22 protein-coding genes and 4 pseudogenes are annotated in these 23,206 nt (G+C 68.7%); 10 read left to right on the forward strand and 16 right to left on the reverse strand.

Annotated features, from left to right (window positions below; genetic code table 11):
• Window positions 1-96: 96 nt before the first annotated feature.
• Window positions 97-276: a hypothetical protein gene (locus tag ACWCP6_RS19570; protein ID WP_450933715.1), complete on the reverse strand. Its 180-nt coding sequence runs from the start codon at window positions 274-276 to the stop codon at window positions 97-99.
• Window positions 277-337: 61 nt separating this feature from the next.
• On the opposite strand from ACWCP6_RS19570, the pseudogene ACWCP6_RS19575 reads away from it, so the two are divergent.
• Window positions 338-820, forward strand: a pseudogene (locus tag ACWCP6_RS19575) (IS5 family transposase); the annotation flags it as partial.
• 15 nt (window positions 821-835) lie between these two features.
• On the opposite strand, the gene ACWCP6_RS19580 reads toward ACWCP6_RS19575, so the two are convergent.
• The 3 genes from ACWCP6_RS19580 to ACWCP6_RS19590 form a co-directional block, all read right to left on the reverse strand.
• The gene (locus ACWCP6_RS19580; protein ID WP_450933716.1) at window positions 836-1,249 is read right to left on the reverse strand and encodes a DUF6640 family protein; all 414 of its coding nucleotides are present in this window, start codon (window positions 1,247-1,249) and stop codon (window positions 836-838) included.
• A 59-nt stretch (window positions 1,250-1,308) separates the two neighbouring features.
• Entirely contained in the window at window positions 1,309-1,947 is a 639-nt protein-coding gene (locus tag ACWCP6_RS19585) for an FMN-dependent NADH-azoreductase (RefSeq protein WP_450933717.1), read from the reverse strand.
• A gap of 195 nt (window positions 1,948-2,142) precedes the next feature.
• On the reverse strand, window positions 2,143-2,631 hold the full coding sequence (locus ACWCP6_RS19590; RefSeq protein ID WP_450933718.1) for a luciferase domain-containing protein: 489 nt from the start codon (window positions 2,629-2,631) through the stop codon (window positions 2,143-2,145).
• Window positions 2,632-2,826: 195 nt separating this feature from the next.
• Between ACWCP6_RS19590 and ACWCP6_RS19595 the strand changes: the two genes are divergently transcribed.
• Both ACWCP6_RS19595 and ACWCP6_RS19600 read left to right on the forward strand, forming a co-directional pair.
• Entirely contained in the window at window positions 2,827-3,210 is a 384-nt protein-coding gene (locus ACWCP6_RS19595; protein ID WP_450933719.1) for a winged helix-turn-helix transcriptional regulator, read from the forward strand.
• 315 nt (window positions 3,211-3,525) lie between these two features.
• A complete protein-coding gene (locus tag ACWCP6_RS19600; RefSeq protein WP_450933720.1) occupies window positions 3,526-4,023 on the forward strand; it encodes an N-acetyltransferase family protein in 498 nt (165 codons plus the stop codon).
• On the opposite strand, the gene ACWCP6_RS19605 is transcribed toward ACWCP6_RS19600, so the two are convergent.
• A complete protein-coding gene (locus ACWCP6_RS19605; RefSeq protein ID WP_450933721.1) occupies window positions 3,995-5,137 on the reverse strand; it encodes an IS630 family transposase in 1,143 nt (380 codons plus the stop codon). The genes ACWCP6_RS19600 and ACWCP6_RS19605 overlap by 29 nt on opposite strands.
• A 101-nt stretch (window positions 5,138-5,238) precedes the next feature.
• Window positions 5,239-6,171 (reverse strand): annotated as a pseudogene (locus ACWCP6_RS19610) (IS5 family transposase).
• A gap of 264 nt (window positions 6,172-6,435) precedes the next feature.
• On the opposite strand from ACWCP6_RS19610, the gene ACWCP6_RS19615 reads away from it, so the two are divergent.
• Both ACWCP6_RS19615 and ACWCP6_RS19620 read left to right on the forward strand, forming a co-directional pair.
• Window positions 6,436-7,254, forward strand: coding sequence for a hypothetical protein (locus ACWCP6_RS19615; RefSeq protein ID WP_450933722.1), 819 nt, complete (start codon window positions 6,436-6,438; stop codon window positions 7,252-7,254).
• Between the two features lie 314 nt (window positions 7,255-7,568).
• Complete coding sequence (locus tag ACWCP6_RS19620) at window positions 7,569-8,813, forward strand: protein kinase domain-containing protein (RefSeq protein WP_450933723.1); 1,245 nt, start codon at window positions 7,569-7,571, stop codon at window positions 8,811-8,813.
• A gap of 460 nt (window positions 8,814-9,273) precedes the next feature.
• On the opposite strand, the gene ACWCP6_RS19625 is transcribed toward ACWCP6_RS19620, so the two are convergent.
• Window positions 9,274-11,340 (reverse strand): SpoIIE family protein phosphatase, encoded by a 2,067-nt coding sequence (locus ACWCP6_RS19625; protein WP_450933724.1) that lies wholly within the window; start codon window positions 11,338-11,340, stop codon window positions 9,274-9,276.
• 238 nt (window positions 11,341-11,578) lie between these two features.
• On the opposite strand from ACWCP6_RS19625, the gene ACWCP6_RS19630 reads away from it, so the two are divergent.
• Window positions 11,579-13,951, forward strand: coding sequence for a SpoIIE family protein phosphatase (locus tag ACWCP6_RS19630; protein WP_450933725.1), 2,373 nt, complete (start codon window positions 11,579-11,581; stop codon window positions 13,949-13,951).
• Between the two features lie 258 nt (window positions 13,952-14,209).
• Window positions 14,210-14,635, forward strand: a complete 426-nt coding sequence (locus ACWCP6_RS19635; protein WP_450933726.1) for a hypothetical protein — start codon at window positions 14,210-14,212, stop codon at window positions 14,633-14,635.
• 208 nt (window positions 14,636-14,843) lie between these two features.
• Here ACWCP6_RS19635 and ACWCP6_RS19640 read toward each other — a convergent pair whose 3' ends face one another.
• The 3 genes from ACWCP6_RS19640 to ACWCP6_RS19650 all read right to left on the reverse strand — a co-directional run bounded on the left by ACWCP6_RS19640 (window position 14,844) and on the right by ACWCP6_RS19650 (window position 16,639).
• Complete coding sequence (locus ACWCP6_RS19640; RefSeq protein WP_450933727.1) at window positions 14,844-15,431, reverse strand: O-methyltransferase; 588 nt, start codon at window positions 15,429-15,431, stop codon at window positions 14,844-14,846.
• Between the two features lie 501 nt (window positions 15,432-15,932).
• On the reverse strand, window positions 15,933-16,154 hold the full coding sequence (locus ACWCP6_RS19645) for a helix-turn-helix domain-containing protein (RefSeq protein WP_450933728.1): 222 nt from the start codon (window positions 16,152-16,154) through the stop codon (window positions 15,933-15,935).
• Window positions 16,154-16,639 carry a DUF2975 domain-containing protein gene (locus ACWCP6_RS19650; protein WP_450933729.1) on the reverse strand — a complete coding sequence of 162 codons (486 nt, stop codon included), beginning with the start codon at window positions 16,637-16,639 and terminating at the stop codon, window positions 16,154-16,156. The genes ACWCP6_RS19645 and ACWCP6_RS19650 overlap by 1 nt, the downstream gene beginning before the upstream one ends.
• A 176-nt stretch (window positions 16,640-16,815) precedes the next feature.
• On the opposite strand from ACWCP6_RS19650, the pseudogene ACWCP6_RS19655 reads away from it, so the two are divergent.
• Window positions 16,816-17,070 (forward strand): annotated as a pseudogene (locus ACWCP6_RS19655) (transposase); the annotation flags it as partial.
• Window positions 17,071-17,231: 161 nt separating this feature from the next.
• Here the strand turns inward: ACWCP6_RS19655 and ACWCP6_RS19660 are convergent.
• The 3 genes from ACWCP6_RS19660 to ACWCP6_RS19670 form a co-directional block, all read right to left on the reverse strand.
• Window positions 17,232-17,846, reverse strand: a complete 615-nt coding sequence (locus tag ACWCP6_RS19660; protein WP_450933730.1) for a GNAT family N-acetyltransferase — start codon at window positions 17,844-17,846, stop codon at window positions 17,232-17,234.
• A gap of 229 nt (window positions 17,847-18,075) precedes the next feature.
• On the reverse strand, window positions 18,076-18,531 hold the full coding sequence (locus ACWCP6_RS19665) for a hypothetical protein (RefSeq protein WP_450933731.1): 456 nt from the start codon (window positions 18,529-18,531) through the stop codon (window positions 18,076-18,078).
• 119 nt (window positions 18,532-18,650) lie between these two features.
• A complete protein-coding gene (locus tag ACWCP6_RS19670; protein ID WP_450933732.1) occupies window positions 18,651-18,911 on the reverse strand; it encodes a hypothetical protein in 261 nt (86 codons plus the stop codon).
• 372 nt (window positions 18,912-19,283) lie between these two features.
• On the opposite strand from ACWCP6_RS19670, the gene ACWCP6_RS19675 reads away from it, so the two are divergent.
• Both ACWCP6_RS19675 and ACWCP6_RS19680 read left to right on the forward strand, forming a co-directional pair.
• Complete coding sequence (locus ACWCP6_RS19675; RefSeq protein ID WP_450933733.1) at window positions 19,284-19,475, forward strand: hypothetical protein; 192 nt, start codon at window positions 19,284-19,286, stop codon at window positions 19,473-19,475.
• A 239-nt stretch (window positions 19,476-19,714) separates the two neighbouring features.
• Entirely contained in the window at window positions 19,715-20,935 is a 1,221-nt protein-coding gene (locus ACWCP6_RS19680; RefSeq protein ID WP_450933883.1) for a PP2C family protein-serine/threonine phosphatase, read from the forward strand.
• A 210-nt stretch (window positions 20,936-21,145) separates the two neighbouring features.
• On the opposite strand, the gene ACWCP6_RS19685 is transcribed toward ACWCP6_RS19680, so the two are convergent.
• The 3 genes and pseudogenes from ACWCP6_RS19685 to ACWCP6_RS19695 form a co-directional block, all read right to left on the reverse strand.
• On the reverse strand, window positions 21,146-21,955 hold the full coding sequence (locus tag ACWCP6_RS19685) for an alpha/beta fold hydrolase (RefSeq protein WP_450933734.1): 810 nt from the start codon (window positions 21,953-21,955) through the stop codon (window positions 21,146-21,148).
• Window positions 21,952-22,147: pseudogene (locus ACWCP6_RS19690) on the reverse strand (IS256 family transposase); the annotation flags it as partial. The gene ACWCP6_RS19685 and the pseudogene ACWCP6_RS19690, both read right to left, overlap by 4 nt.
• Before the next feature lie 120 nt (window positions 22,148-22,267).
• Window positions 22,268-22,954: an intradiol ring-cleavage dioxygenase gene (locus tag ACWCP6_RS19695; protein WP_450933735.1), complete on the reverse strand. Its 687-nt coding sequence runs from the start codon at window positions 22,952-22,954 to the stop codon at window positions 22,268-22,270.
• Window positions 22,955-23,206 lie beyond the last annotated feature (252 nt).

The following is a 23,206-nucleotide window of genomic DNA, read 5'->3' on the forward strand; positions in this document are numbered from 1 at the left end:
ATTTTCAGAGAGCCTCATCAGAGCCAGAGCACCAGGCCGTGACCGATGGGTCCGCTGCCCCAACCGGCGCCCACGTTCGCCGGCGCCGGACAGTCCTCAGACGCCGGTGAGCTCCCACACCCGTGCCACCCGGTCACGGCCCGCGCTGATGACGACGGGGCGGACCTCCAGTTCGATCACGCGGACGGCGAAGACCTCTTTGGTGTGCCCGATGTTCGGCTCACCGGCCAGCCGGCCCTCGGTATTTGCTTCAAGGGGGCAGGCGGAAGGGAACATCAGGGCGAGACGCGGAGGCAGAGCCTGCTCGCCCGTTTGGCGGAGGTGGCGCAGGGAGTGAGGCCTGGGTCGCTCGCGTGGCGGGCTCACCAGCAAGCTCCACCTGACCGCCGACGGCCGCTGCCGCCCGCTGTCCCTGCTCGTAACCGGCGGACAACGGGCGGACTGCACCCACTTCACGGCGGTGCTGGAGAGGATCTGCGTCCCACGCATCGGGCCGGGCAGGCCCCGCACGAAGCCCGACAGTCTGACCGCGGACAAGGCGTACAGCAACGGGCCATGCCGCACCTACCTGCGGCGCCGGGGTATCCGACACACCATCCCTGAGAAGTCCGACAGCCAGGCGGCCCGCCTGCGCAAGGGTTCGCGCGGTGGACGGCCGCCTGGCTTCGACGAGGAGCGGTACAGGAAACGCAACACCGTTGAGCGGGCGGTCAACAGGCTGAAGCAGTCCCTGGCCGTGGCGACCCGTTATGACAAGCGCGGCTATGTCTACCTCGGCACCGCCACCGCTGCAGCCCGGGTGATCTGGCTTCAGACATGACCACCCGGACAAGTCCTAGGCGATCCGGTGCTCCAGACGTCGGCGCTCGAGGAAGTACGCGAGTGCGTTGAGGGCCAGCATGGTTGTGGCGAGGACCGGCTGGATGGGCGGAACCCAATCGCCGTCAACGAGGGCAGTTCCGGGGTAGAAGATCGCCGACAGCTGAGTAATCCAGTACAGCGACTCGGCGACAACGATGACCTGGACCAGGGAGCGCGTCCAGGCACCTCGGTGCACCCACAGCAGGTACAACCCGATCAGACCGAGTGCGGCGCCCATGCTCATGGTCTGGGCGTTGTGGAACTTGGCGTGCGGCGGCCAGTTGGGGTTGTAGATGTGGGTCTTGTTCCAGTCCGCGATGTAGGCACCGGTCATGGTGACCAGTGAGGTGAGGGTCAGCAGGACCCTTCCAGTGGTGATCTTGGGCATGGGGTTTCTCCTCGGTGAGTGGTGTGGGCGGCGAGCGTGGTGATGGGTCCCGGAACGGGTCAGGCGGCGATCTGACCGCGGAACTTCCCGGCCTGTCGGCGGGCCTGCTGGTGCGCGTCGGCCAGGGACGCCTCGTGGAGCGGGATCAGGTGGGTCAGCGCCGGGACGACGGGCGCCATGGTCAACTCGGGCGTGAGCGAGGTGACTTCAAGGCCGAGCATGTCGTGCAGGATCGTCTCCAGCGCGGGCACGACGAAGTCCTTGCCGTGGTTGGGGGTGCCGGGGCCGTAACCGCCGCCGCGTGCCGAGACCACCAGGGCCGGACGGCCGGACGCCGCGGGACCGTCGGGGAGGCCGAAGGTGCGGTCCTTGACGATGACCTGGTCAAGCCATGCCTTGAACACCGAAGGCATCGTGAGGTTGTACATCGGCACGGTGAACAGGTAGGCACTCGCGCCGAGGAACTCCTCGATGAGTTCATCCTGGACAGCGGCGGCCGCGGCTTGTTCCGGAGTGTGCCGGGCGGGGTCGGTGCCCCAGGCCGCTATGCCCGCCGCGCCCAGATGGGGTACGGGCGAGGCGGCCAGGTCCCGGTGAACGACCGGCGCATCCCAGGTGTCCCGGAAGGAGCGGGCGACCTGGGACGACACCGAATCGGCGCCGAGCGAGGAAGAGTCGATGTGGAGCAGGTAGGACATGGAGGAGCCCTTGCTGGTCGGTGTGGAGAACGGGAAATGGGCAGGGCAAAGCCGCAGGCTGGTGTGGTGTGAGTGACGTGACTGCGTCGATGCCGCACAGGGGCCTGGCGGCTGCTTCGATGTAGCCCTCGGCAGGGGTACGCCGGCCGTGCCGGTCACCTGTGCCGACGTCCCGGCGCGGCGTGGGGAGAGCGGTCAGGCCGCTGCGGGCCCGGCGGTCGGTGCGTGGCCGGTGGCGTACCGGTAGGAAGCGGCGATGGCCTTCTTGGCCACCTCCAGTTCGGCCTCGTCGCGCGGGGCGTAGAACATGACGACATTGGCGCCGCGGTCGTAGAGCGGGTGCTTCTCGCCCCATCCGGAGGCCAGGAACGCGGCGTGGTCAGACGGGTCCAGGGCCAGGTGCAGGCTGCCGTCGGCGTGCAGGTGCACGAACTCCGCGTTCCCGCGCGGCAGGAACAGCCGGGCACCGCGGGCAGGGGCGACATCGCTGAGGAACACCGCCCAGGTGCTGGGGACGGAGATCTCGCTGCGGCCCGAGACGGTGCCGGGGAGCGCGGTGGCCATCCACTGCCGCAGTGCCTCCTTGATCTGCGGTGGGCTGGGCTGGGTGAGCTGCAGGTGCGGGACCTCGGGACCGGTCTCGGGTCGGTCACCCGCACGCTCGGGCAGCGCAGGGAACGTCATGGTGGTGCCTCTTTCGGTGGCGCGGACGGCCCGTCGGTACGACGGGTAGCCGACTGATCGCCGAGCGGTCCGGCTGGCTGTCGGCTCGCTCGCTGACACCACCAAGCTAGTATCCTCGGGATAGTGGTTTCCTCTAGGAAAGTGCCCTGGCGCTGAGTACGGGGAGTGCGGGCGAGAGGCGGAAGGAAAGGTGCCGTGACCGAGCCAGTGCAGCAGGTGTGCCCGATCAACCCGGTGGTGGAGCTGGTGTTCAGCCGCTGGACCACCCCGATCCTGTGGGCCCTCGAACACCACGGACGCTCGCGCTTCAACGAACTGCAGCGGCTCCTGCCCACGATCACGCCGAAAGTGCTCACCCAGCGCCTGCGCCAGCTGGAACGGGACGGTTTGATCACCCGCACCTACCATGCCGAGATCCCGCCGAGGGTCGAGTACGCCATCAGTGAGCTGGGCCGCACCCTCATCCCCGTCTTCGACGCCATCGCCGGCTGGTCCGATGCCCACCTGCCCCAGGTCACCACTGCCCGCCGGGCCTACGACACGGCACGCGCGGAGGAAGAAGCCTGGGTGCAGGGCTGAGGAGGAGCTTTCATGGTTGGCCACCCAACCGGCCTGTGCCTGGTGCAGCTGCCATGGATGGCGGGCGTGGGTTCGTGGCCGCGCAACGGGCCCTATCCCCTTGCTCACATCAATGATCCGGGCAAGGCGTAGTCACATGATCGCCCGGACAAGTCCTAGTGCCGTGACCGGATAGGTTCACCGAGGTCTCGTGGTCTGCGGGTGCGCGAGTGACCGCTGCTCCCCGGTTTTGGCTGGTCGCAAGGCGGAACGACCTCGTTTGCATCGCTGTAATCAACTTGCTGACCACCCCGGCGCGCGGGCAGGGTCTGGATCATGCTTGAACTACGCACCTTGAAATCAGACGACTGGCCCCTGTGGCGGGAGTTGCGACTGGCCGCGCTTGCTGAGGCGCCCTACGCGTTCGGATCGACACTGGCCCAGTGGCAGGGCTCCGGCGACCGAGAGGAACGCTGGCGCGCCCGTCTGTCGATTCCTGGCGCGCACGACCTCGTCGCACTCCTCGACGACCTCCCGGTAGGCATGGCCAGCGGAGTGCCGGGCGAGGGAGCAGGGAACGCGGAGTTGATCTCGATGTGGGTCAACCCCGCGGCTCGGGGCAAGGGCGTGGGTGACCACCTGATCCAGGCGATCGAGCGGTGGGCGGCGGAGCGCGGTGCCACGACGATGCGGTTGTCCGTCATGCCGGACAACCGCAAGGCGACCGCGCTCTATGAGCGGCACGGTTTCACGGACACAGGTGAGCCCGGCGATCTTCTGCCCGATGGCGTGGGCAGGGAGCGGGTCATGGCGAAGAGCCTGGCCGCTGTCTGATCTCCACATCCGGGCACGGCGGGATTCCCCACGCGCTCAGGCTGCGGATGCGGGCGCGTTCCCTGCGCTGGGCGGCGAGCACATCGGGGTGACGGGCGTTGGCGTTGCGCCAGCGCAGGTAGCGGTGCAGGGCCCGGGTCTGCGCGGGATGGCTGCGGTGGTTCGAATTCGCGAGGGTGAACTGCCGCAGCGGGCCGAAGTGCGCCTCGATCGGGTTGGCCCAGGACGCAAAGGTCGGGGTGAAGCACAGCTCGACCTTGTTCTTCTTCGCCCAGTGGCGGATGTCCTCGCCGGTGTGGGCGGAGAGGTTGTCCAGGATGATGTAGATCGGAGCGCCGTCGGGCCGAGCGGCACGGATCGACTTCAGCGCGGCCAGCGTGTTGGCGGTGCCTTTGCGGCGGCGGTTGACACCCCACAACCGGTCGTCGCCGATGGAGTAGCACCCGTGGAAGTAGGTGACGCCGTGGGTGCGGCGGTAGGTCGCCGGCAGGCGGCCGGGCTGGCCCTGCTTCGCCCAGCAGGAGCCTGCGGTTGGCCGGATCCCCAGGGGCCCGAAGTCGTCGAAGGCGAAGACCCGGTCCGGTAAGTGCTCCAAGACGTGCTCGATGCGGTCGAGCTTGGCGTCGCGCTCGGGGTCGGGAGACTCCTTCCATGTCTTGGTGCGCTGGAAGGAGATGCCACGGCGCCGGAGCAGGCACCGTAAGGCTTCCCGGCCGATGCGGATGACGCGTCCGTGCACGCGCCGCAGGTAGGAGGCGAGTTTGCGGATCGACCAGCGGGTGAAGGGCTGGCCGAGCTTGGTGGGGCGGGTGGTGGCCGTCTGGATAACGAAGTCCTCGTCGTCAGGTGTGAGCAGGCGGGGACGGCCTCCCGCCCATCGAGGGTCCAGGCAGGCCAGGCCGATCTCGTTGAACCGGTGGATCACATCCTGCACCGTGTCCTCGTCGGCCTGGACCAGCTGAGCGATCACCGGGACCCGGTTCCCGCCGGCAGACGCGAGCGGCATCATCGCCCGCCGATAGCGCACCGAGCTTGTACTTCCCCGGCTCACGATCTGCTGCAGCTTTTGCCCCTCCTGGTCGGTCGGTCTGCGCACCCGCACAGGCTCAGCCACCACGCCCCCAGCGGTCGGACAGGAGTCACTGTCTATCCAACCGCTCCAATCGCCAACCCGGCGAACCCTCACGGTCAGGGCACTAGGACCTGTCCGGCCGATCACGTGCGGAGCCAGGTGACCAGTGCCGCGGTCGTTGCGGTGCCGAGGAAGACGTAGCCGCGCTTGTCATAGCGAGTGGCCACGGCCCGGGCCTGCTTCAACCTATTGATTGCCCGTTCGACGGTGTTGCGTTTCTTGTACCGCTCCGCGTCAAAGCCGGGCGGTCACCCGCCGCGTGAGCCTTTGCGCAGGCGGACGGCCTGGCTGTCGGTCTTCTCCGGGATCGTGTGACGGATGCCCCGGCGCCGCAGGTACTCGCGACACGGACCGTTGCTGTAGGCCTTGTCGGCGGCGACGCTGTCGGGTTTCGTGCGGGGCCGCCCCCGGCCGGCTCTCGGGACGCGGACCTTCGCCAGCACCGCCTGGAACTGGGTGCAGTCCGAACGCTGTCCTCCGGTCACGACGAGGGACAGCGGACGGCAGCGGCCATCGGAGCTCAGGTGGAGCTTGCTGGTGAACCCCCCGCGCGAGCGGCCCAGGCCCTCATCTCCTGCACCACCTCCACCAAACGGGCGAGCAGGCTCTGCCAGGGCGTTTCGCCCTGATGTTCTGCCGCTTCGGCCCCCTTTGACGCGGGCGCCGGTGGCGGTTCAGCGCGGGAACCCGCCGCGTGCTGATGAGCCCGCACGATGGTGGAGTCCACCGAGATGTCCCAGTCGATCTCGCCGACAGCATCGGCAGCGGCCTGGACCTACTGCAGCAGACGCTCCCACGTGCCGTCGGCCGACCACAGCCGGTGGCGCTCATAGACGGTCTTCCACGGCCCGAACCGCTCAGGCAGATCCCGCCACTGCACCCCGGGTCCGCACCCGGTGCAAAATCCCGTCGATCACCTGCCGGTGATCCCGCCACCGGCCACAACGTCCATTGCTGACCGGAAGGAACGGCCGCAGCCGTTCCCACTCCGCATCCGTCAGATCACCCCGCCCCATGCCCACAACAACGACCCAGGCACGGAGCAGTCACATGATCGGCCGGACAGGTCCTAGTCGTCGCCCAGGTGGTCCGGACGCGTCCGCGGATGCCCTCCGGCCGTACGCGGTGTGACGGATGCGGTCCAGGACGGCGCGCGTTGCCGACGCGCGCACTTGGTCCTTCCACTGGAACTGAGCCGGAACCGGGTGCGCCGTGCCGGCGTCTCCGCCGCCGCAAGTGGAGAGCACCGTCGGCACCGACCACCTGGGGGAGCATCCGCGATGACCTGGAGAGCCTGGAGAGCACTGATCGCGAGTCTGGCCGTACTCATCGGCCTGACCGCCGCCGGAGCGTCACCCGCCTTCGCCGGCCTGGACGGGCCGGTCGCGGCCTACGTGGACCAGCACTGCGGCACAGACACCATCGGGAGCGGTACGAGGACCATCGCCGTACCCGTGGACCGGCTCACCCTGAACCTGGAAGCCGTAGGTCACGACCCCGCCGACTCCAAGATTACTGCTGTCTACACCATCCCCGGCACCAGCAAATACGGCACCCTCTTCGGCCAATTCGACCCGGTCAAGGGAAACGTCACCTTCAACTACACGGTGGACTCCCCGCCCGCGGACTCGACGCTGAGCATCAGCTACGAGGTCGTCTGGACCGACGGCACCTACTACGGCAACACGCTGACGCGCACCCTGCTCCACTGCACGCGGGACAACACGAGCGGGGTCGACAGAGAATGGTGGAACGACAACGCCTACACCACTGTCTTCCAGCAGTGCACCACCATCAATCTCCGCATCGGCGGACGGCCGGTCTGGGTCCGCGCGGAGGACATGACCGTGCACCTCTCGCACGACTCCTTCTCCGCGCCCCACTTCGCAGGGCAGCCGGTCTGGGCCGACTACTGGATCCCCGGCCAGAAGGGCTATACCTCGGGAGCGTCCGGCACCGCCGACTCCACCGGTGATGCCTGGGTGACGTTCCGGCTGATCGCCCCGCCCACCGGCGCCGAACTCGACATCCTGTCGAGCGTCAGGGACACCTCCCCCCGCACCTACCCCGTGCACAAGTGGGTCACGATCGCCTGCTGACCGGACGGAGTCACTGGGTCGGGCCTTCCTTGACCCAACCCGAACCGCCCAGGGGATACTTGGCGGGCCGGCCGTTGTTGCCACTCGTGCGGAACGGCCGGCCACCGTCGTTGATCACCAGCGTGCCGCTGCGTGAACCGCTGGACCAGTCGACCTCCAGCCCCCGGCTCGCTTCGTGCTTGGAGGCAGCGATAGCGGTGTGTGCGCCGGGCCAGCATCTGACCTGCGATCAGGGTTCGGTGGGATCACAGAGATCCCACAAGTTCCGCCCCTACCGTGCCCCGGTAAGAACTGGCAGCAAGGGGGGCACACCGGTGGATCGCACACGTTGTCTGGGCGGGCGCTACCGTTTGGAGCAGGTGTTGGGCCAAGGAGGGATGGCCGAGGTATGGCTGGCGTACGATCTGCTGCTGTTTCGCTCGGTCGCGGTGAAGATGCTCCGTCCGGAACTGGCGGCCGATGCCGAACAGTGGGCACGCTTCCGCCGTGAAGCCGTCTCGGCCGCTCTGCTTGGCCATCCGTCCGTTGTCGCCGTCTACGACGCGGGCGAGGACATGACGGACGGTGCACCTGTCCCCTACCTCGTGATGGAGTACGTCGAAGGCATCACACTGCTCCAGCTGGTGCGCGACAAGATGATCACCAGCCCGGAGCACGCCCTGGAACTCACCGCCGGCGTCCTGGAGGCGCTCGAGCATGCTCACCACCATCACATCGTCCACCGGGACGTCAAACCGGCAAACGCCATGCTCTCTCACGAGGGCACGGTGAAGGTGATGGACTTCGGCATCGCCCGGTCCATGGCGGATACGGCCCTCACCCGAACATCGATGGTTCTGGGGACAGCCGAGTACCTCTCACCGGAACAGGCTCGGGGCGAGCAGGTGGACTGCCGCACTGACCTGTACTCGACCGGCTGCCTCCTGTACGAGCTGCTCACCGGCCGCCCCCCGTTCACCGGCGACGCACCACTGGCCGTGGCCATGAAGCATGTCTCGGATTCGCCGGTCCCTCCGTCCGCCCACGCTCCCGGGCTCCCCGCCGTCTACGACGCCGTGGTGCTCCGCGCCCTTGCCAAGGACGTCGCGGACCGATACCAGACAGCCGAAGAGATGCACGGCGCCATCAGGGAGATACTCGCGGGCCGTCCCACAGCGGCCGTCTCGCCGCTGCCGGATCCGCCGCCAAGGGTCCACACGCGGCAGTTGCCGTCTGCAGGCTCGCGCAAGACGCGCCCCGTGCGCCGACGCCGAATCCGCTGGGCCCTGCAGGCAACCGCGGCACTGCTGACGACCGGCCTGGCCACCTACACAATCAGTGGGTGGCAGGCTACGGCCCGGACTTCAGTCTCGGCGCCCTCGCTGATCGGCACGACGATGGCCGAAGCCCGATCGAATGCTCAGGCAGCGGGGGTACGCATACAGCGTGTGCGGCACCGGGTGTGCCCCCAGCCCGCCACACCGGCGGGCCGAGTGTGCGAGCAGGTGCCTTCACCTGGGACTCGGGTATCGCGTCACACTGTCGTGCGCGTCACCCTGTCTCTCGGCACGCCTCAGTAGGGTTGGAGCGAGGTCGGCGCACCACATGTCCCGTCGGAACGTGGCTCGGTAGCCGTTCACGTGCTTGCCCGTGGACGGTCTCCCGGCATCGGCCGGCCGATCACGCTTGCGTACCTGATGCTGCTGGGCCTGCAGATTTACACGGCGACACGCTCTGCCGGACGGGCACCATATACGCCACCAGCGCCTGGCCCCCGACTACGACGGCTCGAGTCAGCCTGCTCAGGCTCCAGGCAACCCGAGGTGCCCACGGCGGTCCCGGTCACCGTGAGGCGGGAGCCCTCGACCGCGCGGCGATCCCGAAGTCCACCAGCCAAAGCAGCCTGAGCGCCATCCTCAGGTGCGAGGACCAGCTGAAACCTCCGGCGCGGGGCGGGGCAACAGGACCCGCCGCATCCCGACGACGGCCGCGCTCGATCCAGTCGGTGAGCCGCGGGGGCTTGCCCCTCCCCCGGATTGCTCAGGCCTGCTGGGCCCGGGCGATGAGCAGAGCGACGTCGTCCTCGCCGCCGGGCGGCCGCAGAATGTCCAGGATGCGGTCGCAGGTCTGTTCCGGATCCTGGCCACGTGTCGTGGTGAGGGCGTCGAGGAGGGTGTTCAGGCGGGCGTCGATGGGTTCGTTTCGGGTTTCGACCAGGCCATCGGTGTAGAGGACCAGCTCGTCGCCGGGGCTGAAGGAGATGGTGGCGGCCTCGAAGGGGACACCGCCGACACCCAGCGGTGCTCCGGTGGGCAGCTCGAGCAGTTGCGCTGCACGGCCAGAACGCATCAGGGCCGGCGGTAGGTGGCCGGCAAGACAGATCCGGCACTGGCCCTGGTGAGGGTCGTACACGCAGTAGATGCAGGTGGTGATGGCCTGCTCGGTGCCCTCGGTCAGGTGATCGAGGTGACGCAATGCCTCGGCGGGGGCAAGGTCGAGTTCGGCGAAGGCGCGGGCGGCGGCGCGGAGTTGCCCCATGGTGGCGGCCGCATTGATGCCGCTGCCCATGACGTCCCCGACGACCAACGCGGTCTTGTCCCCCCGGAGAGGTATGGCGTCGAACCAGTCGCCGCCGATCTCGCTCGTGGCGCCGGCAGGCTGGTAGCGGCAGGCCACCTTCAGACCCGGCAGGTCCGACGGCGGCTCGGGAAGCAGGCTGCGCTGGAGGGTGAGAGCCGCATGGCGCTGCGCCTGGTATCCGCGGGCGTTGTCCATGGAGACCGCAGCTCGGGCAGCCAGTTCGGAGGCCAGGAACGCGTCGTCGTCGTCGAAGGGCGCGGGGTTCCGGGTGCGCCTGAGTTCGAGGGCGCCGAGGACTTCACCCCGGGCCACCAGCGGTACGGCCAGGTAGGAGTGCACGCCGGCCTGCGCGAGGAGGGAGGCTGGCTCGGCATGGGGGGCGATGCTCGCCGGATCACGGCGGGCCGTGCGGGGCACGAGGACTGGCCGGCAGGTACGCACGCACTCGGAGATCAGGCGGTCGTCGTAGTCGGCGAGTCCCGCGGGATCGGCCGCGGAGACCGCCTCCGTGGGGGGCGCCGCGCGGACGGCAAGGGCGCGGAACGGGACAGGGTCCGTGTCCGGCACGGTCCGGCCGTGCAAGGCGCCGTCGAGCAGGACCACGGCCGCCGCATCGGCCAGGACCGGGACGACGAGATCGGCGAGCTCACGCGCCGTCGTCTCCAGATCGAGGGTGGTCCCCACGCGGGCGGAGGCCTCGGCGATCAGGACCAGCCGTTGCCGGGCCCGTGCAGCTTCCGTAGCAGCTTGATGACGTTCGGTGACATCGATGACGGAGTAGGCCAGGCCCAGCACCCGCCCACCTGAGTCCTCCAGCCGGTAGTACGACACGGACCAGGCATGCTCGTGGTCCGGGTCGCCAGGAGGACGACAGACGATGTCCCGGTCCACAACCGACTCGCCCGTCTCCAGGACACGGCGCAGACGTGCCTCGGGGTCCGTGTCCAGGAAAGTCAGGACCTCGCCGGCCGACCGGCCCAGACGCTCGGCGGCGGACTGACCGGTGATGCGTTCCAGAGCCGGATTCACGGCCAGGTACCGCAGGTCGGGGCCCAGAATCGCCAGCCCGACCGGGGACTGGGACACCAGACGCATGGCCAGGGCGGCATCTCGCTCGACCCGTTCCACGGTTGCCTGGTCCGCGACCAGGCCCAGGGCGTAGGTGTCCCCCAGGTCGTCCAGCAGCCGCATGTTGCGGAACTCCACCAGGCGCGTACTGCCGTCCTTGCGCCGAATCGGGAAGGCCCCTGCCCAGTCGATGCCGGACTCCATGACCTGGGCAAACAGCCTGATCACCTCGTCCTGGTGCTCCTCGTCGACCGTGAGCTGCGCCGCGTACTCGCCCAGCGCCTCTTCCGAGGTGTAGCCGAACAGTTCCTCGGCATGGGGACTCCAGAAGACCACGCGGCCCTCCGCGTTCAGCACCACGGCGGCAACGCTCAGCAGATCGAGCAGGCCACTGGGCGGCGCAGCAAATCCCGCCGCCGGCCGGCCAACGCCTGCTTGGGAGGGATCCCTCGTGCCCATGCCTCATTTTCCTTCCCGCTCGGCGCCTCGGCTCGTACCGGCGGGCGTTCTGCCTTCACCCATGGTCATCCCAGACCCAGGCAGCGCACACCTCGTGGCCCGGTCCTCGACCCGGTGGTGGGTCACGCCCGGCGGACCATCGACGGTCGCGCTGTGCAAGCAGGTGGCGGTCGCGCGCGTGCGGTTGTCGTCCGTCGTGCGGCACGGGATGCTAGGGAGCACGAAGGGACGCGGTGCCATGGATCGTTTTCCGAATGCGGCCAACGTCGACTTCCACAGCCCCTTGGACCTCACCAAAGCCGCCGCCGCGGTACTGGACGCCGAAGGCCGCATTTCCGGGTGGGGAACCTCGGCCCAGCGACTCCTCGGACATTCACCCGAAGATGTCCTCGGCCTGCCGGCCGCCCGGCTGCTGGCAGCGACCCCCGGACAGCGGCTGTCCGCCCTCTGCAAGGCGCCCAAGCCCCGCAGTGCCGTCCTGGACCTCTGCTGCCGGGACGGACGTACCCTGCGCGCAGCCGTCGCGTTCAACCCACTCGAGCACCGGGGCCACGCTGCGACCATCGTGCTCGCAGCCGACCTGCAAGCGCTCCGCAGCTGGGAGGCACAGCTCGCGATGCTCCAGGGACTGGCGACCGAGTCTCCCGTCGGCCTGACGATCTTCGACGCCGACATGCGCGTCTTCTGGGGGAACGTCTCCACCGAACTCGAGCTCGCCGGGATCGCCCAGTACATCGGCCAACCGGCCTCGGCTCTCTTCCCCGAAGGCGAGTTCATCTCCCGCCACCACCCCCCGGACGAAGACCAGGTCATGGAGCACGTGTTCGCAACGGGGGAACCGATCATCGGCATGCACTATCGCGGACGCGCCCCCGCCGACCCGGTGCGCGAGCACGTCTGGTCCTGCTCGTACCACCGGTTGCTGGACGCCCGGGGCGAACCGCTGGGGCTGTTCGAGGAGTCCCTGGACATCACCGACCAGTACCGCGCCCAGGAACGCCTGTCGCTGCTGGTGCGGGCGGGAAAGCGCATCGGTGCCTCGCTGGACGTGCGTCGCACGGCCGCGGAGCTCGCCGACGTGGCAGTACCACAGCTGGCCGACGAGGTCCTGGTCGACCTGCCGCCGGCGGTCATCGAGGGGCGACAGCCGCCGACCGGCTCGGCACCGGGGCACAGCCTGCTCCGCATGCACGGCCGGACGCCGGAAGAGTTCCGGACCAGTCCCGTCTCCTACGCACCATCGTCACCGCAGGCTCTGAGCCTGGCCACCAGCCGCCCCGTCGTCGACGACTCCCCGCCCGAGGCACCGGGCGAGGCGAGATCAGCCCCCTCGCACCACTGTCTCTTCGTCCCGCTGCTGACCCGCGATGCAGTCCTGGGGCTCGCCACCTTCCGGCGCCGCAGCAACCCCGACCCCTTCGGCCCCGAGGAGCAGACACTCGCCGTGGAACTGGCCGAGCGAGCCGCTGTCGGCATCGACAACGCCCGCCAATACACCAGCCAGCACGCGGCAGCGCTGGTACTGCAGCGAAGCCTGCTGCCACAGCAGTTGCCCGAGCAGAGCGCGGTCGACCTGGCATACCGCTACCTGCCGGCCGACAGCCGCGTGGGCGTGGGTGGCGACTGGTTCGACGTGATCCCGCTTTCCGGTGCCAGAGTCGGCCTGACCGTCGGCGACGTGGTGGGCCACGGCGTCCACGCGGCTGCGCACATGGGCAGGTTGCGCGCCACCGTACGGACTCTGGCCTTGCTGGACCTCGATCCGGCCGAGCTGCTCACCCGGCTGGACGACTTGGTCGCGCAGGACTCGGAATCCCAGTCGGATGACGGGCTGAGCGACGAGGCGCTCGGGGTGACCTGCCTCTACGCAATCTACGACCCGGTCAGCGGCCGGTGCGTCTGGGCGAGCGCGGGCCATCCCCCGCCGATCGTGGCCGATGCGAGCGGCTCGGTGGCGTTGTCCGCGCTGGCGCCGGGGCCGCCCCTGGGGCTGGGTGGCCTCCCCTACGAAAACGTTGATCTGAACCTGCCCAGCGGCAGCGTGGTGGCGTTCTTCACCGACGGCGTCGTGGAGGACCGACGCACGGACATCGACAGCGGAATCGACCGCCTGGCCCAGGTCCTCAGCTGGCAACGATGCCCCGTGGAGGAGCTGTGCGACCGGGCCCTGTCGGCCTTGCCACCCGGACCACAGGCGGACGATGCCACACTGCTGCTCGTACGCACCCGGCGTCTCGACGCCGACGATGTGACGGACCTGGAGCTGCCACCCGACCCGGCCACGGTGGCTCACGCCCGCACGCTCACTGAGCGCCAATTGGCGAACTGGGGTCTGTCCGAACTGTCGTTCACCGCCGCACTCGTGGTGAGCGAGCTGGTCACCAACGGCATCCGGTACGCCACCGGGCCGGTCATGCTGCGGCTGATCAGGGATCGCTTCCTGCTGTGCGAGGTCTCCGACAACGCCCACACTGCACCCCATCTGCGGCGAGCGCGCCGGGACGATGAGGGAGGCCGCGGCCTGTTCCTCGTCGCCCAGGTGTCCCAGCGCTGGGGCACGCGGTACACCTCGTCCGGGAAGACGATCTGGGCCGAGCTGGCCATGCCCTGACTTGATCTTTGCCGTCCGGCGTCCGGCGTCCGGCGTCCGGCGTCCGGCGTCCGGCGTCCGGCGTCGAATGGTGCGTCGAACTTGATCACTCGGTCCGGTAACTGCCGTACACGGAAGCGGCCTTCGCCTGGACGGGCTCCGGCGGACGCTCCTGGCTCGACGACAACCTTGTAGAGCACGCCTCCACGGAACCTTTCCTGCGGGCTGAGTAAGGGGCCAACCAGCAACGTTCCTCCGCTCGAAGTAACGTCAGGGCACATGGTGTCTTTGTTCGCGTTGTTCGGCCCGCCCGCGATCACGCTCTTCCTCTTCGCCGTCGGGGCAATCCCGTACGCGTTGTGGGTGACCCGGAGGAAGCCCTCGCAGGCGGCCCGCTGGGCTGTGATCGGCAGCGCGGCAGCGATCGCCGCCTACGGGGCCGGAACCGTCTACGGGCTCGCCTTCACGAACCCGCTCGACGTGTGCGGGGACCAGACAGGCGACGGCGTGTACAGGGATGCCGGCCGGGACTACAGCCTGACATCGGTGAACGTGGACAGCTTCCCTCCGTCCATCACCTGCCACTGGACCAGCGACAGCACCGACGTGGTGTGGTTCTGGGCCCCGCCACTGCTGTACGCAGGGCTGGCCTGCTCCGTCGTCTGCTTCGCCCTGCTCATCATCAACCGAACGCGAAAGCCCTGAGCGCCTCTCACATCGTCCATCCCGTTGGGTGTTCCTATTCCGTTTCCCCTACGCAGCATGCTGATCAGCGGCGGCTCGTGGGTCGGCGTCGGCCGGGTACTTGGCCACGCTTGCCATGTCCTGCGCCCTCGACGTGAGCCGCTGCCCGGTGCGGCCGGCCCCGCCAAGGGGGCCGAGCCGGGTGCCCCGCCGGGCGAACAAGCAGTATTCAGCGCATCCGAACCGCTGTGAGCACCCCGTCGCCCACTTCCTGTAGATCCACCGCGAAGTCACCGGTCTCCGCCACGAGGGTGCGGAAAGCGGTGAGCTGTTCGCGGTGGCTCACGGCGTTGTCCACCGCCACGATGCCGCGCGGCGTCAGTACCCGGCGCACCTGCGGCCAGTACTCCACGTACGCGGCTCGTTCGGCGTCCAGGACGACGAGGTCGACCGACGCATGCGGCGTGCGCTCCAGCAGCTTGCCCCCGTCGTCGTGCACGACGTCCACGTGCTCCGACACCCCGGCGCGTTCGAGGTTGCGCAGGGCTGCCTCGACCCGGACCGCGTCCGTTTCGACCGTGGTCAGCCGGCCCCCGGTATCCCGCACGGCGTCGGCGAACCAGATGGCCGAATAGCCGTTGGAGGTACCGATCTCCAGCACGGACTGCCCGCGCTGGGCCCGGATCAGCAAGGCGATCAGGCCCGCCGCCTCCGGCGTCATGTTGCGCAACCGCAGCAACCGGTCGGCCAGCGGCCCGTCGTGCGCCCGGCCCTCCTGGTAGAGGCTGTCGAGAAGAGCGGCCAGTGGGCGGTCCATGCAGGCTCCTGTGACGTTCGGATTTCCGGGCTGACGCTGTCCTGACCGTTGCTAGCACGATCCGCGGTGATCTCCCTACGCCTTATCCCGTTGATCTCGTTGGTCTACTCGCCTACGTCGAGTTGGGCCAGGACCAGGCCGGAGAGGTGGTCGCAGGCGAGAACTCCATGATCTTGGAAGCCTGTGCCTGTCACGTTCCCGGAACCCCGTCGAACTGGCGGTTCGTCATCATCGGGCGTACGTCAAGCGACCATATCGAAGCCCTGGCTGCCAGCCCAACGACGAACCCCGTCCTTCTGCGCTGGAAGGACGGGGGCTTGCGGTGGGAACACGTTCGCAGGTCGCGATCGTCGGCAGGGACGGTGCGGTGCAGGTCAATCGGAATCTGCCCAACGGGGTCGAGATGGCGCTGCGGGTGATCGGCGATCCATGTCCATGCGGTCCCCGTGCCGTGACACGGGCCGGTGGAGCCAGGCGTTTTCACGCCCGCCCTGGGGCACGTCATCCGCCGGCGGCGTCCTCGGCTTCCCAGCGCAGCAGGTCGCCCGGCTGGCATGCGAGCACCTCGCAGAGCGCGGCGAGTGTCGCGAAGCGTACCGCCTTGGCGCGGCCGTTCTTGAGTACCGCCAGGTTGGCGGGCGTGATCCCTACGCGGTCCGCGAGCTCGCCCACGGACATCTTCCGCCTGGCCAGCATCACGTCGATGTCGACGGCGATGGGCATCAGATCACCTCGTCCAACTCGGCCCGCATCTGCGCCGCTTCGACGTCGCGTGCGACGGCCTGGGCGAGCAGCATCCTCAGCACGAGCACGATGAGCGCGACCCCGAGGATGGCCAGGCCAATCCCGCCCATGATGACGGTGACGCCCGGGTCGTCCCGCTGGCCCGGCGCATTCAGGGCCGTGACCGCGAACCACAACAGGGCAGCCGCAACGATCGCGCCGATCACGGCGTCCACGTACCGGAAGGCGGCGTGGGAGAACACGGTTCCGCGTCGCACCATCGTCACCAGCCGCCATACGCAGACCAGGGCGACCTGGGCCGAGATCATGCCCAGGATCGTGATCAAGCGCAGCGGGGTCAGCGGGAGCGACCCGTCCTCCGGGTCGGTGGCCAACGCCCACACCATCCCTGCCTGTACGAACACGGTGCCGGCGAGCACCACCGCGAGCACGGCGCGCAGCGCACGCACTGTCAGCTTCCCCATGACCCATCCTCCCATCGAATTGCGATGGGAATCTATCGAATGTCGATAGGAGAAGCAAGGGCTTGGAAGGCGGGGCGGCGTCGCCCCGCCACCACCGCCCCGACGAAGGACTCGGACGGTCCCGGGGCGGTCCGACCTGCAAGATCCACCTCGCCGGTGAGGGTGGATGCCGACCGATGGCCTTCCTGGCCACGCCCGGCCAGTGGGGCGATGCACCGCAGATGATCGAGGCCCTCGAACGCATCCGCGTTCCCCGTCCACAGGGCGGTCACCCCCGAAGACGGCCGGACCACCTGGGCGGCGACAAGGCATACAGCTCACGCCGAAACCGGCGCTACCTGCGTAGACGCCAGATCAAGCACACCATCCCCGAACCGAAGGACCAACGAGCCAACCGCAAACGGCGCGGCAGCCAGGGCGGTCGGCCCACGAGCTTCGCCAGGGAGATCTACAAGCGCCGTAACGAAGTCGAACGGACGATCAACCGACTCAGTTGCGGACCGCCCGGGTCGAGATGCCGTGCTCGCCGGCGAGGTCGGGAGCGGGTCCCGCTTCCGGCTTCCCCCGGTTCGTCGTGCCGACATCCACGGCGCTATCCGTCATGGCCGAGTCCCCCCAGGCGGGCAGCCAGGCGTTCCTTGGCCGCGGGCCACTCCGAGGCAAGTATCGAGAAGTACACCGAGTCGCGCCAGGTACCGTCCGGCCGCCGGCGATGACGGCGCAGCACCCCTTCGCGCTGCGCACCGAGACGCACGATGGCCGCCTGCGAGCGGTGATTGAGATGATCGGTCTTCAACTGCACGCGCCCCATGCCGAGGTCGTCGAAAGCATGGGTGAGGAGCAGCAGCTTCGACTCGGTGTTGACCTCAGTGCGCCAGTGCGCACGCCCGTACCAGGTCCAGCCGATCTCCAGCCGTTCGTCGGCCACGTCGATGTCCATGTACGTCGTCCAGCCAACGGCCCGGCCGCTCGCACGATGGATGACTGCGAAGGGAACGTACTCACCCCGCCCGCCGGCCTCCAGCACCGTGGCGAGCTTGTCGCCCAGCTCCTCCTGAGTCCGTGGGGCCGGCCCACCCTGCCACCTCCACACCTCCTCGTCGCGGCCTCCCGCCGCGAACAGGTCACCGAGATGGTCCATCACCAACGGCTCCAGGCGTACGTGGCCACCGGTGAGCGTGACGGGCAGGGGAAACGAAGCAGGCATGACGTGGAAGGTATCCGATTTTTGCACTAGAGACAACTAAGTTTTGCACTAGTGCAATCAGCTCGTGCGGCAGTTGTTCACCTTGGCGGCATCCGTGCCGGGCTCGGGATCGAGCCCGGCACCCGTCGTCCACGGCGTACGGCCACTTTCCCGCGTGGCCGCGACCGAGTACGGCCGGCCCGCGAGCATCCGGTGTCTGCCCTTCGCATGGCAGCGGCATCGGCATGTGTCACCGGAACCGGCGGGCCACCGTGTGGAAGCACTGCTTGGGGTCCCAATGCCCGGTGTCCGCGTAGCCGCCTCGTGTCCCGGTGGGGAAGGTCTTGGCCCGCGCGAAGCTGGCGACGTCCAGGTCGTAGCGGAGCTGCGGGGAGTAGGGCGAGTCCGGGGCGATGAAGTTGTAGACGAACGCGCCGTGCACCTGCTCGGCCAGGTAGAGGTCCAGCAACTCGTCTATTTCGTCGGCTTGTTCCCGCTCGTTGCGCACATAGCCGTCCTTCACCACGGGCGGTTCCCGCTCCCAGTCCACCACTGTGAAGCCCATCCCGCCCAGCTCCTTGGCCCCCGTGAAGGTGCAGCAGCCGAACTCGATGATGACGACGGGCTTGCCGTGTCGGTGCAGGGCGCGCACCTTCTCGGTGTAGGTGGCCTTGTTGCGCGCGGTCAGGTACAGATTGGCCCCCATGACATCGAAGCCGCGCCAGTCGACCTCCTCCCACCCCCCCGGAGCTGTACGTGACCCGCCCCTTGAACAGGGGCCCGCACGGTCTTCAGAGCCCGGCTCGGAAAGATGTTCAGCCGCTTCTACTGGCCAGCCGACTCGGGGCGCCTCAGGGCCTGGCCGCGCTCGGTGTAGTTCTTGCCCGGCACCAGGCCGGACATGGAAGTGGTCAGCTCGGTGCCGACCGCCATGCCCACGTGGGGGTGGCGGGCGCGCAGCCGCTCGGTGGCCCGGGCCACCGAGCCGGGGAAGGCGAGCGTCTGCTCGGCGTCCTGATCGAACCGCCGCGGCTCGAGCCACACGAACAGGCCCTGCGGGGCCGCGATCGACGCGGCCTCCGTCAACCGGCCCCGTGACCAAGGAGTAGGACCGAGTTGCAGTGCAACTCTTTCCTGATGTCCGCGATCTCCCTCCCGACGTACTCAGTCCACCACACCTCGCGGCTTGTATCGAAGTTGACGCCCTTGTAGGTGCGCGCTCCAACGGTCTTCGGCGACTGCGTCGCGTCGTGCGTCGTACGTGCACGCCCGTTGTCGGCGGTACAGGAGGAGGCCAGCGCCACAGTGGAAGCAATCGAGTGCCCGTCGGCGCACTCCAGCACGATCCGTGACCTCTGGACATCCGGGACGAGGGGGCTTGCGCCTCGGTCCGGATGCGGATGCTGCCGCTGCTCGCGGACCGAATCCGTGACACCGAGGGCCGGATCACAGAGTTGCGTGCCTTCATCGCCCACCTGGCCGACGTCCACGCCGCACGGGCCGAGCCCGTCGGAGAGCCGCGCCCGCCTGGACCGGGTGCGCGCCTCGCTGGGCATCGCATCCCTCGCCCTCCAGCACATCGAGGACGACCTGAACGCCGACGCCGTCGACCGCCCTGAGCTCGCCGCGATCCTGCGCGAGCTTCACTAGGACATCGACGCACCCAGCGGCCCCTTCACGACCCTCGCGCAACTGGTCAGCGCCGCCGTACGCAAGGTGAAGCAGATAGAGCTCGACCGCGACGGCGACGCCTCCTGCTACCTGCACGAGGCTGGCGCACGAGGTGTGCCCGGTCGAGTTCAGATGACAGACCTGGCCGCCGCCCTCGGCCTCGCCTCGCCGCGGTCGTGCCCAACGTGAGAGAGGACGGGATCGGTGTGAGACTGGGCATGGAAGGGGTGATCCCGGTGCCGGACCCACCGCACGCGTCCTCGGGTCCCGACACCGCCGTCGACGAGAATCGGCTGGAAGAGCTGATCATCGAGGCGCAGACGGCTCTGCCAGTCGAACTGCCCGGCCTGGCGAACCGGTGCGCCTCGGCCCTCGGCCTGGAGACCGCACTGATCTACCTCGTAGACCTGCAACAACGGCTGCTCATCCCACTCGACGAGGCCTTGGAGCCCCTGCCGGTGGACCGCTCGTCGGCCGGCTGGGCCTACCGCACGGTCTCCCCACGAGTCGCCGAGGCCGACGACGACATGATCGTCTGGATGCCTCTGGTCGACGGTGCGGAGCGACTGGGCGTGCTGGCGGTGCGGACCGCTTCGCTGGACGGGGCGCGGATGCGGCGCACCCGGATGCTGGCCCATCTGTTCGCCATGCTGATCACTTCCAAGCGCGCCTACAGCGACTGGCTCGCCGCCCGTACCCGCACGGCGACCATGGGGTTGCCAGCCGAGATGCTGCGGGCCTTCCTGCCACCCCGCACCGTCGGCAGCAGGAGGTGCGTCTCGACCGCGGTGATGGAACCGGCGTACGACGTCGCCGGCGACGCCTTCGACCACGCGGTGGTCAAGAACCTGCTGCACACCATGATCCTCGACGCCATGGGTCACGATCTGACCGCCGGCCTGACCACGTCGGTCGCCATGGCAGCGGCGCGGAACGCCCGCCGCGGCGGTGGCGACCTGGCCGACGTCGTCGGCTCCGTCGACCAGGCGCTCGCCCAGTGGCTGCCCGACCAGTTCTGCACCGGCGTGCTGTGTCGACTCGATGCCGAGACCGGGGTGCTGACCTGGGTCAATTGCGGTCACCCCCCACCGCTGCTGATTCGTGCCGAGCGGGTGCTCCCCGCGGTGCTGGACAGCCCCCCGCAGCCACCGATCGGCCTGGCCGGCCCACTCGCCCCGGCAGACCGGCAGGTCCACGAGACGACACTGGAACCGGGCGATTGCGTCCTGCTCTACACCGACGGTGTCGTGGAGGCTCGCGACGCGGACGGTGCGGAGTTCGGCCTCGACCGGTTCACCGACTTCATCATCCGCTCCAACGCCGCCGGCCAGCGCCCGGCCGAGGTGCTGCGGCTGCTCATCCACGCCATCCTCGATTACCAGCGCAACCAACTGCGGGACGACGTGACCATCCTGCTCTTCGAATGGCACCCGCAGTAGCCGTGACGCGAACATTTCGTATGCCGCGAGACGACCAGCTTGCCGCGCCCATGCCAGGACATCGACCTTCGGGCCTCACGTCGTTGGGCGGACGCGATACGTGATCCGGCAACGACCTCTCCGCAGTACAGGTCGGTCTCTTCGACGCGTCTGCTGCCCTCGGCGAGCGATTGTCAATAGTTGTGGGTGCGGCCGTTGACGAAGCGTGTGTCAGGGCAGGTGTGCCAGCAGTAGTCTGGTGAGGGATTCGGGTGTGCGGAGTGGCAGGTAGTGGTCGGCGTTCGAAATCATCTCGCCGCGGGCGTCGGGGATGCTGGTGACGAGCCGTTCGGCGATCACACCGATCTCCGGGTGGTCGCGGTCGCCGTGGACTACCAGCGCTGGTGCGGCGATGTCCCCGAGGTGCGCTTCGGCATTGGGGCCCGCGCTGGAGTGCTGTTCGCTCACAACGCGCTGCTTGGCGTTCTGGATCACCATCGCCTCGATGAGCTCTCCTCCAGGGGCCGTGTTGCCCATCGCTGCCCAGATCGACAGTTCCAGCTCTGCCAGGGCTGCCGTGTCCTGCTCCCGGCGCGCCGTGGCGTAGGCCGACAACTCGGGACTTCGCGGCCAGACGTGACCACTGACCGAAGCGCCGATCAAGGCCAGTGCAGTGACCCGCTCCGGGTGGGTGAGGGCGAAGTCCAGCGAGGTCTCCCCACCCATACTCAACCCGACCAGGGCAGCCTGACGCAGACCGAAGTGGTCAAGAACGGCACGCAGATCGTCGATGTCGCTGAACGGCTCACCCGGTGGCGTGGAGCGTCCCAGCCCCCGGGCGTCGTAGCGGATCACGTCGCGGTGACGAGCCAGCTCGGGAACAACGGCGTCCCACAGACGAGAGTCCATGCCAGCGCCGTGCAGCAGCACCACTGGGCTGCCATGACCGCTGCGCTCGGCCCACAGCCGACCGCCAGCGGGGACAGGTATGCAGACTTCGCGAGGAGCCGAGACGGCCGGCCCGTCAGTGTTCGATGTCACGCTGCGATCATTTCAGAACGTTCGACGAGTCGGCCACGTTCGAAGCGGGCTTCTGCTCGGACAAGCGCGACGAGGTGGGCTCCGGTGATCGCGCGCCAACGGGCCTGGGCGGACTCGAAGTTTGAACACCATCGCGAGGGCGGCGGTCGGGCTGCCGGCGCCGCGGGTGACCTTGGTGCGGAGCTCGACCGTGCGGAGGGAGGCTCGGTCGCGGCGGCCGTTTCCTGGACCGATGTCTGGCTGGTGCGGGCGACTGCCCATCAGCGGTAGCCGGGCCGAGGGGCGGACCGGCTACCGCGCGGCTGCGTGTCTTCAGGGCGTGGCGGCGGGATCGATGCCCAGCACCACGGTGCCGGTCACTCCCTTGCTGAGGTCGCTGCCCGTCTGCGTGATGGTGAGCAGGGTCGAGGATCCGCCGTTGCGGTAGATGCCGTCCCTGGCGTTGAGCGTGCGGGCGGCCGTGTTGTTCCGGTAGGGCGCCAAGGCGGCGATCCTGCCGTTGTAGCTTTCGGGGAAGTAGAGCTGGCCGGTGTGGGACACGTGGCCTCCGTGGTACGTCCCATTGGACACGGTTCCTCCCACGTGCGTCTTGACGTGGATGTGGAGAGCACGGCCGACATACCAGCCGGGGTAGATGGTGGTGAATTGAGCGACGCCGGTGGGGTCGGTCAGCTGCACTCCGCGCAGGAAGGTGGTGTCCGGTGTGGAGCCGCCGGCGACATACCCGGAGTAGACCCCGAGAGCGTCACAGTGCCAGATGTCGACCGCCGTGTTGGGCAGCGGTGAGCAGGTCGTTGTGTCGATCACCGTGATGCGCAGGGTGAGCGGTACGCCGGCCTTGTGTTCGGTTATGTCCCTGCGGACCGTTTCCAGGTCCAGGTAGTAGGGCCCTTCGGTCTGCTCGGGAGTGAGGGTGCATGTCGCAGCCGGCCCGGGTAGGGGCCGGGCAGCCGGGTCACGGTCGACGGCCGCAGTCGCCTGAGCGGCTGTGAGACCCAAGGCGCCAATTCCGAGGGCCGCGGCACCCAGGGTGGCGATCGCGGATCTGCGCGTTGTTCCGGGCGGACCATCGCCCGGGACAGGCAGTGCTGCGGGTTCCGCTCGATTGGGCTGGGGGGTGTCAGTCATGCTGTGAGCATGGCGGGTGTCGAAGGGGCGTGGCATCGACCAGAAGACCGGTGATTTGGGCGCGTAACGAAACTCGCAGCGGCGACTGGCCTATTGGTGATTCGTCGACCGTGCGGACGCTCC

The sequence above is a fragment of the Streptomyces sp. NPDC002004 genome, assembly GCF_053593975.1.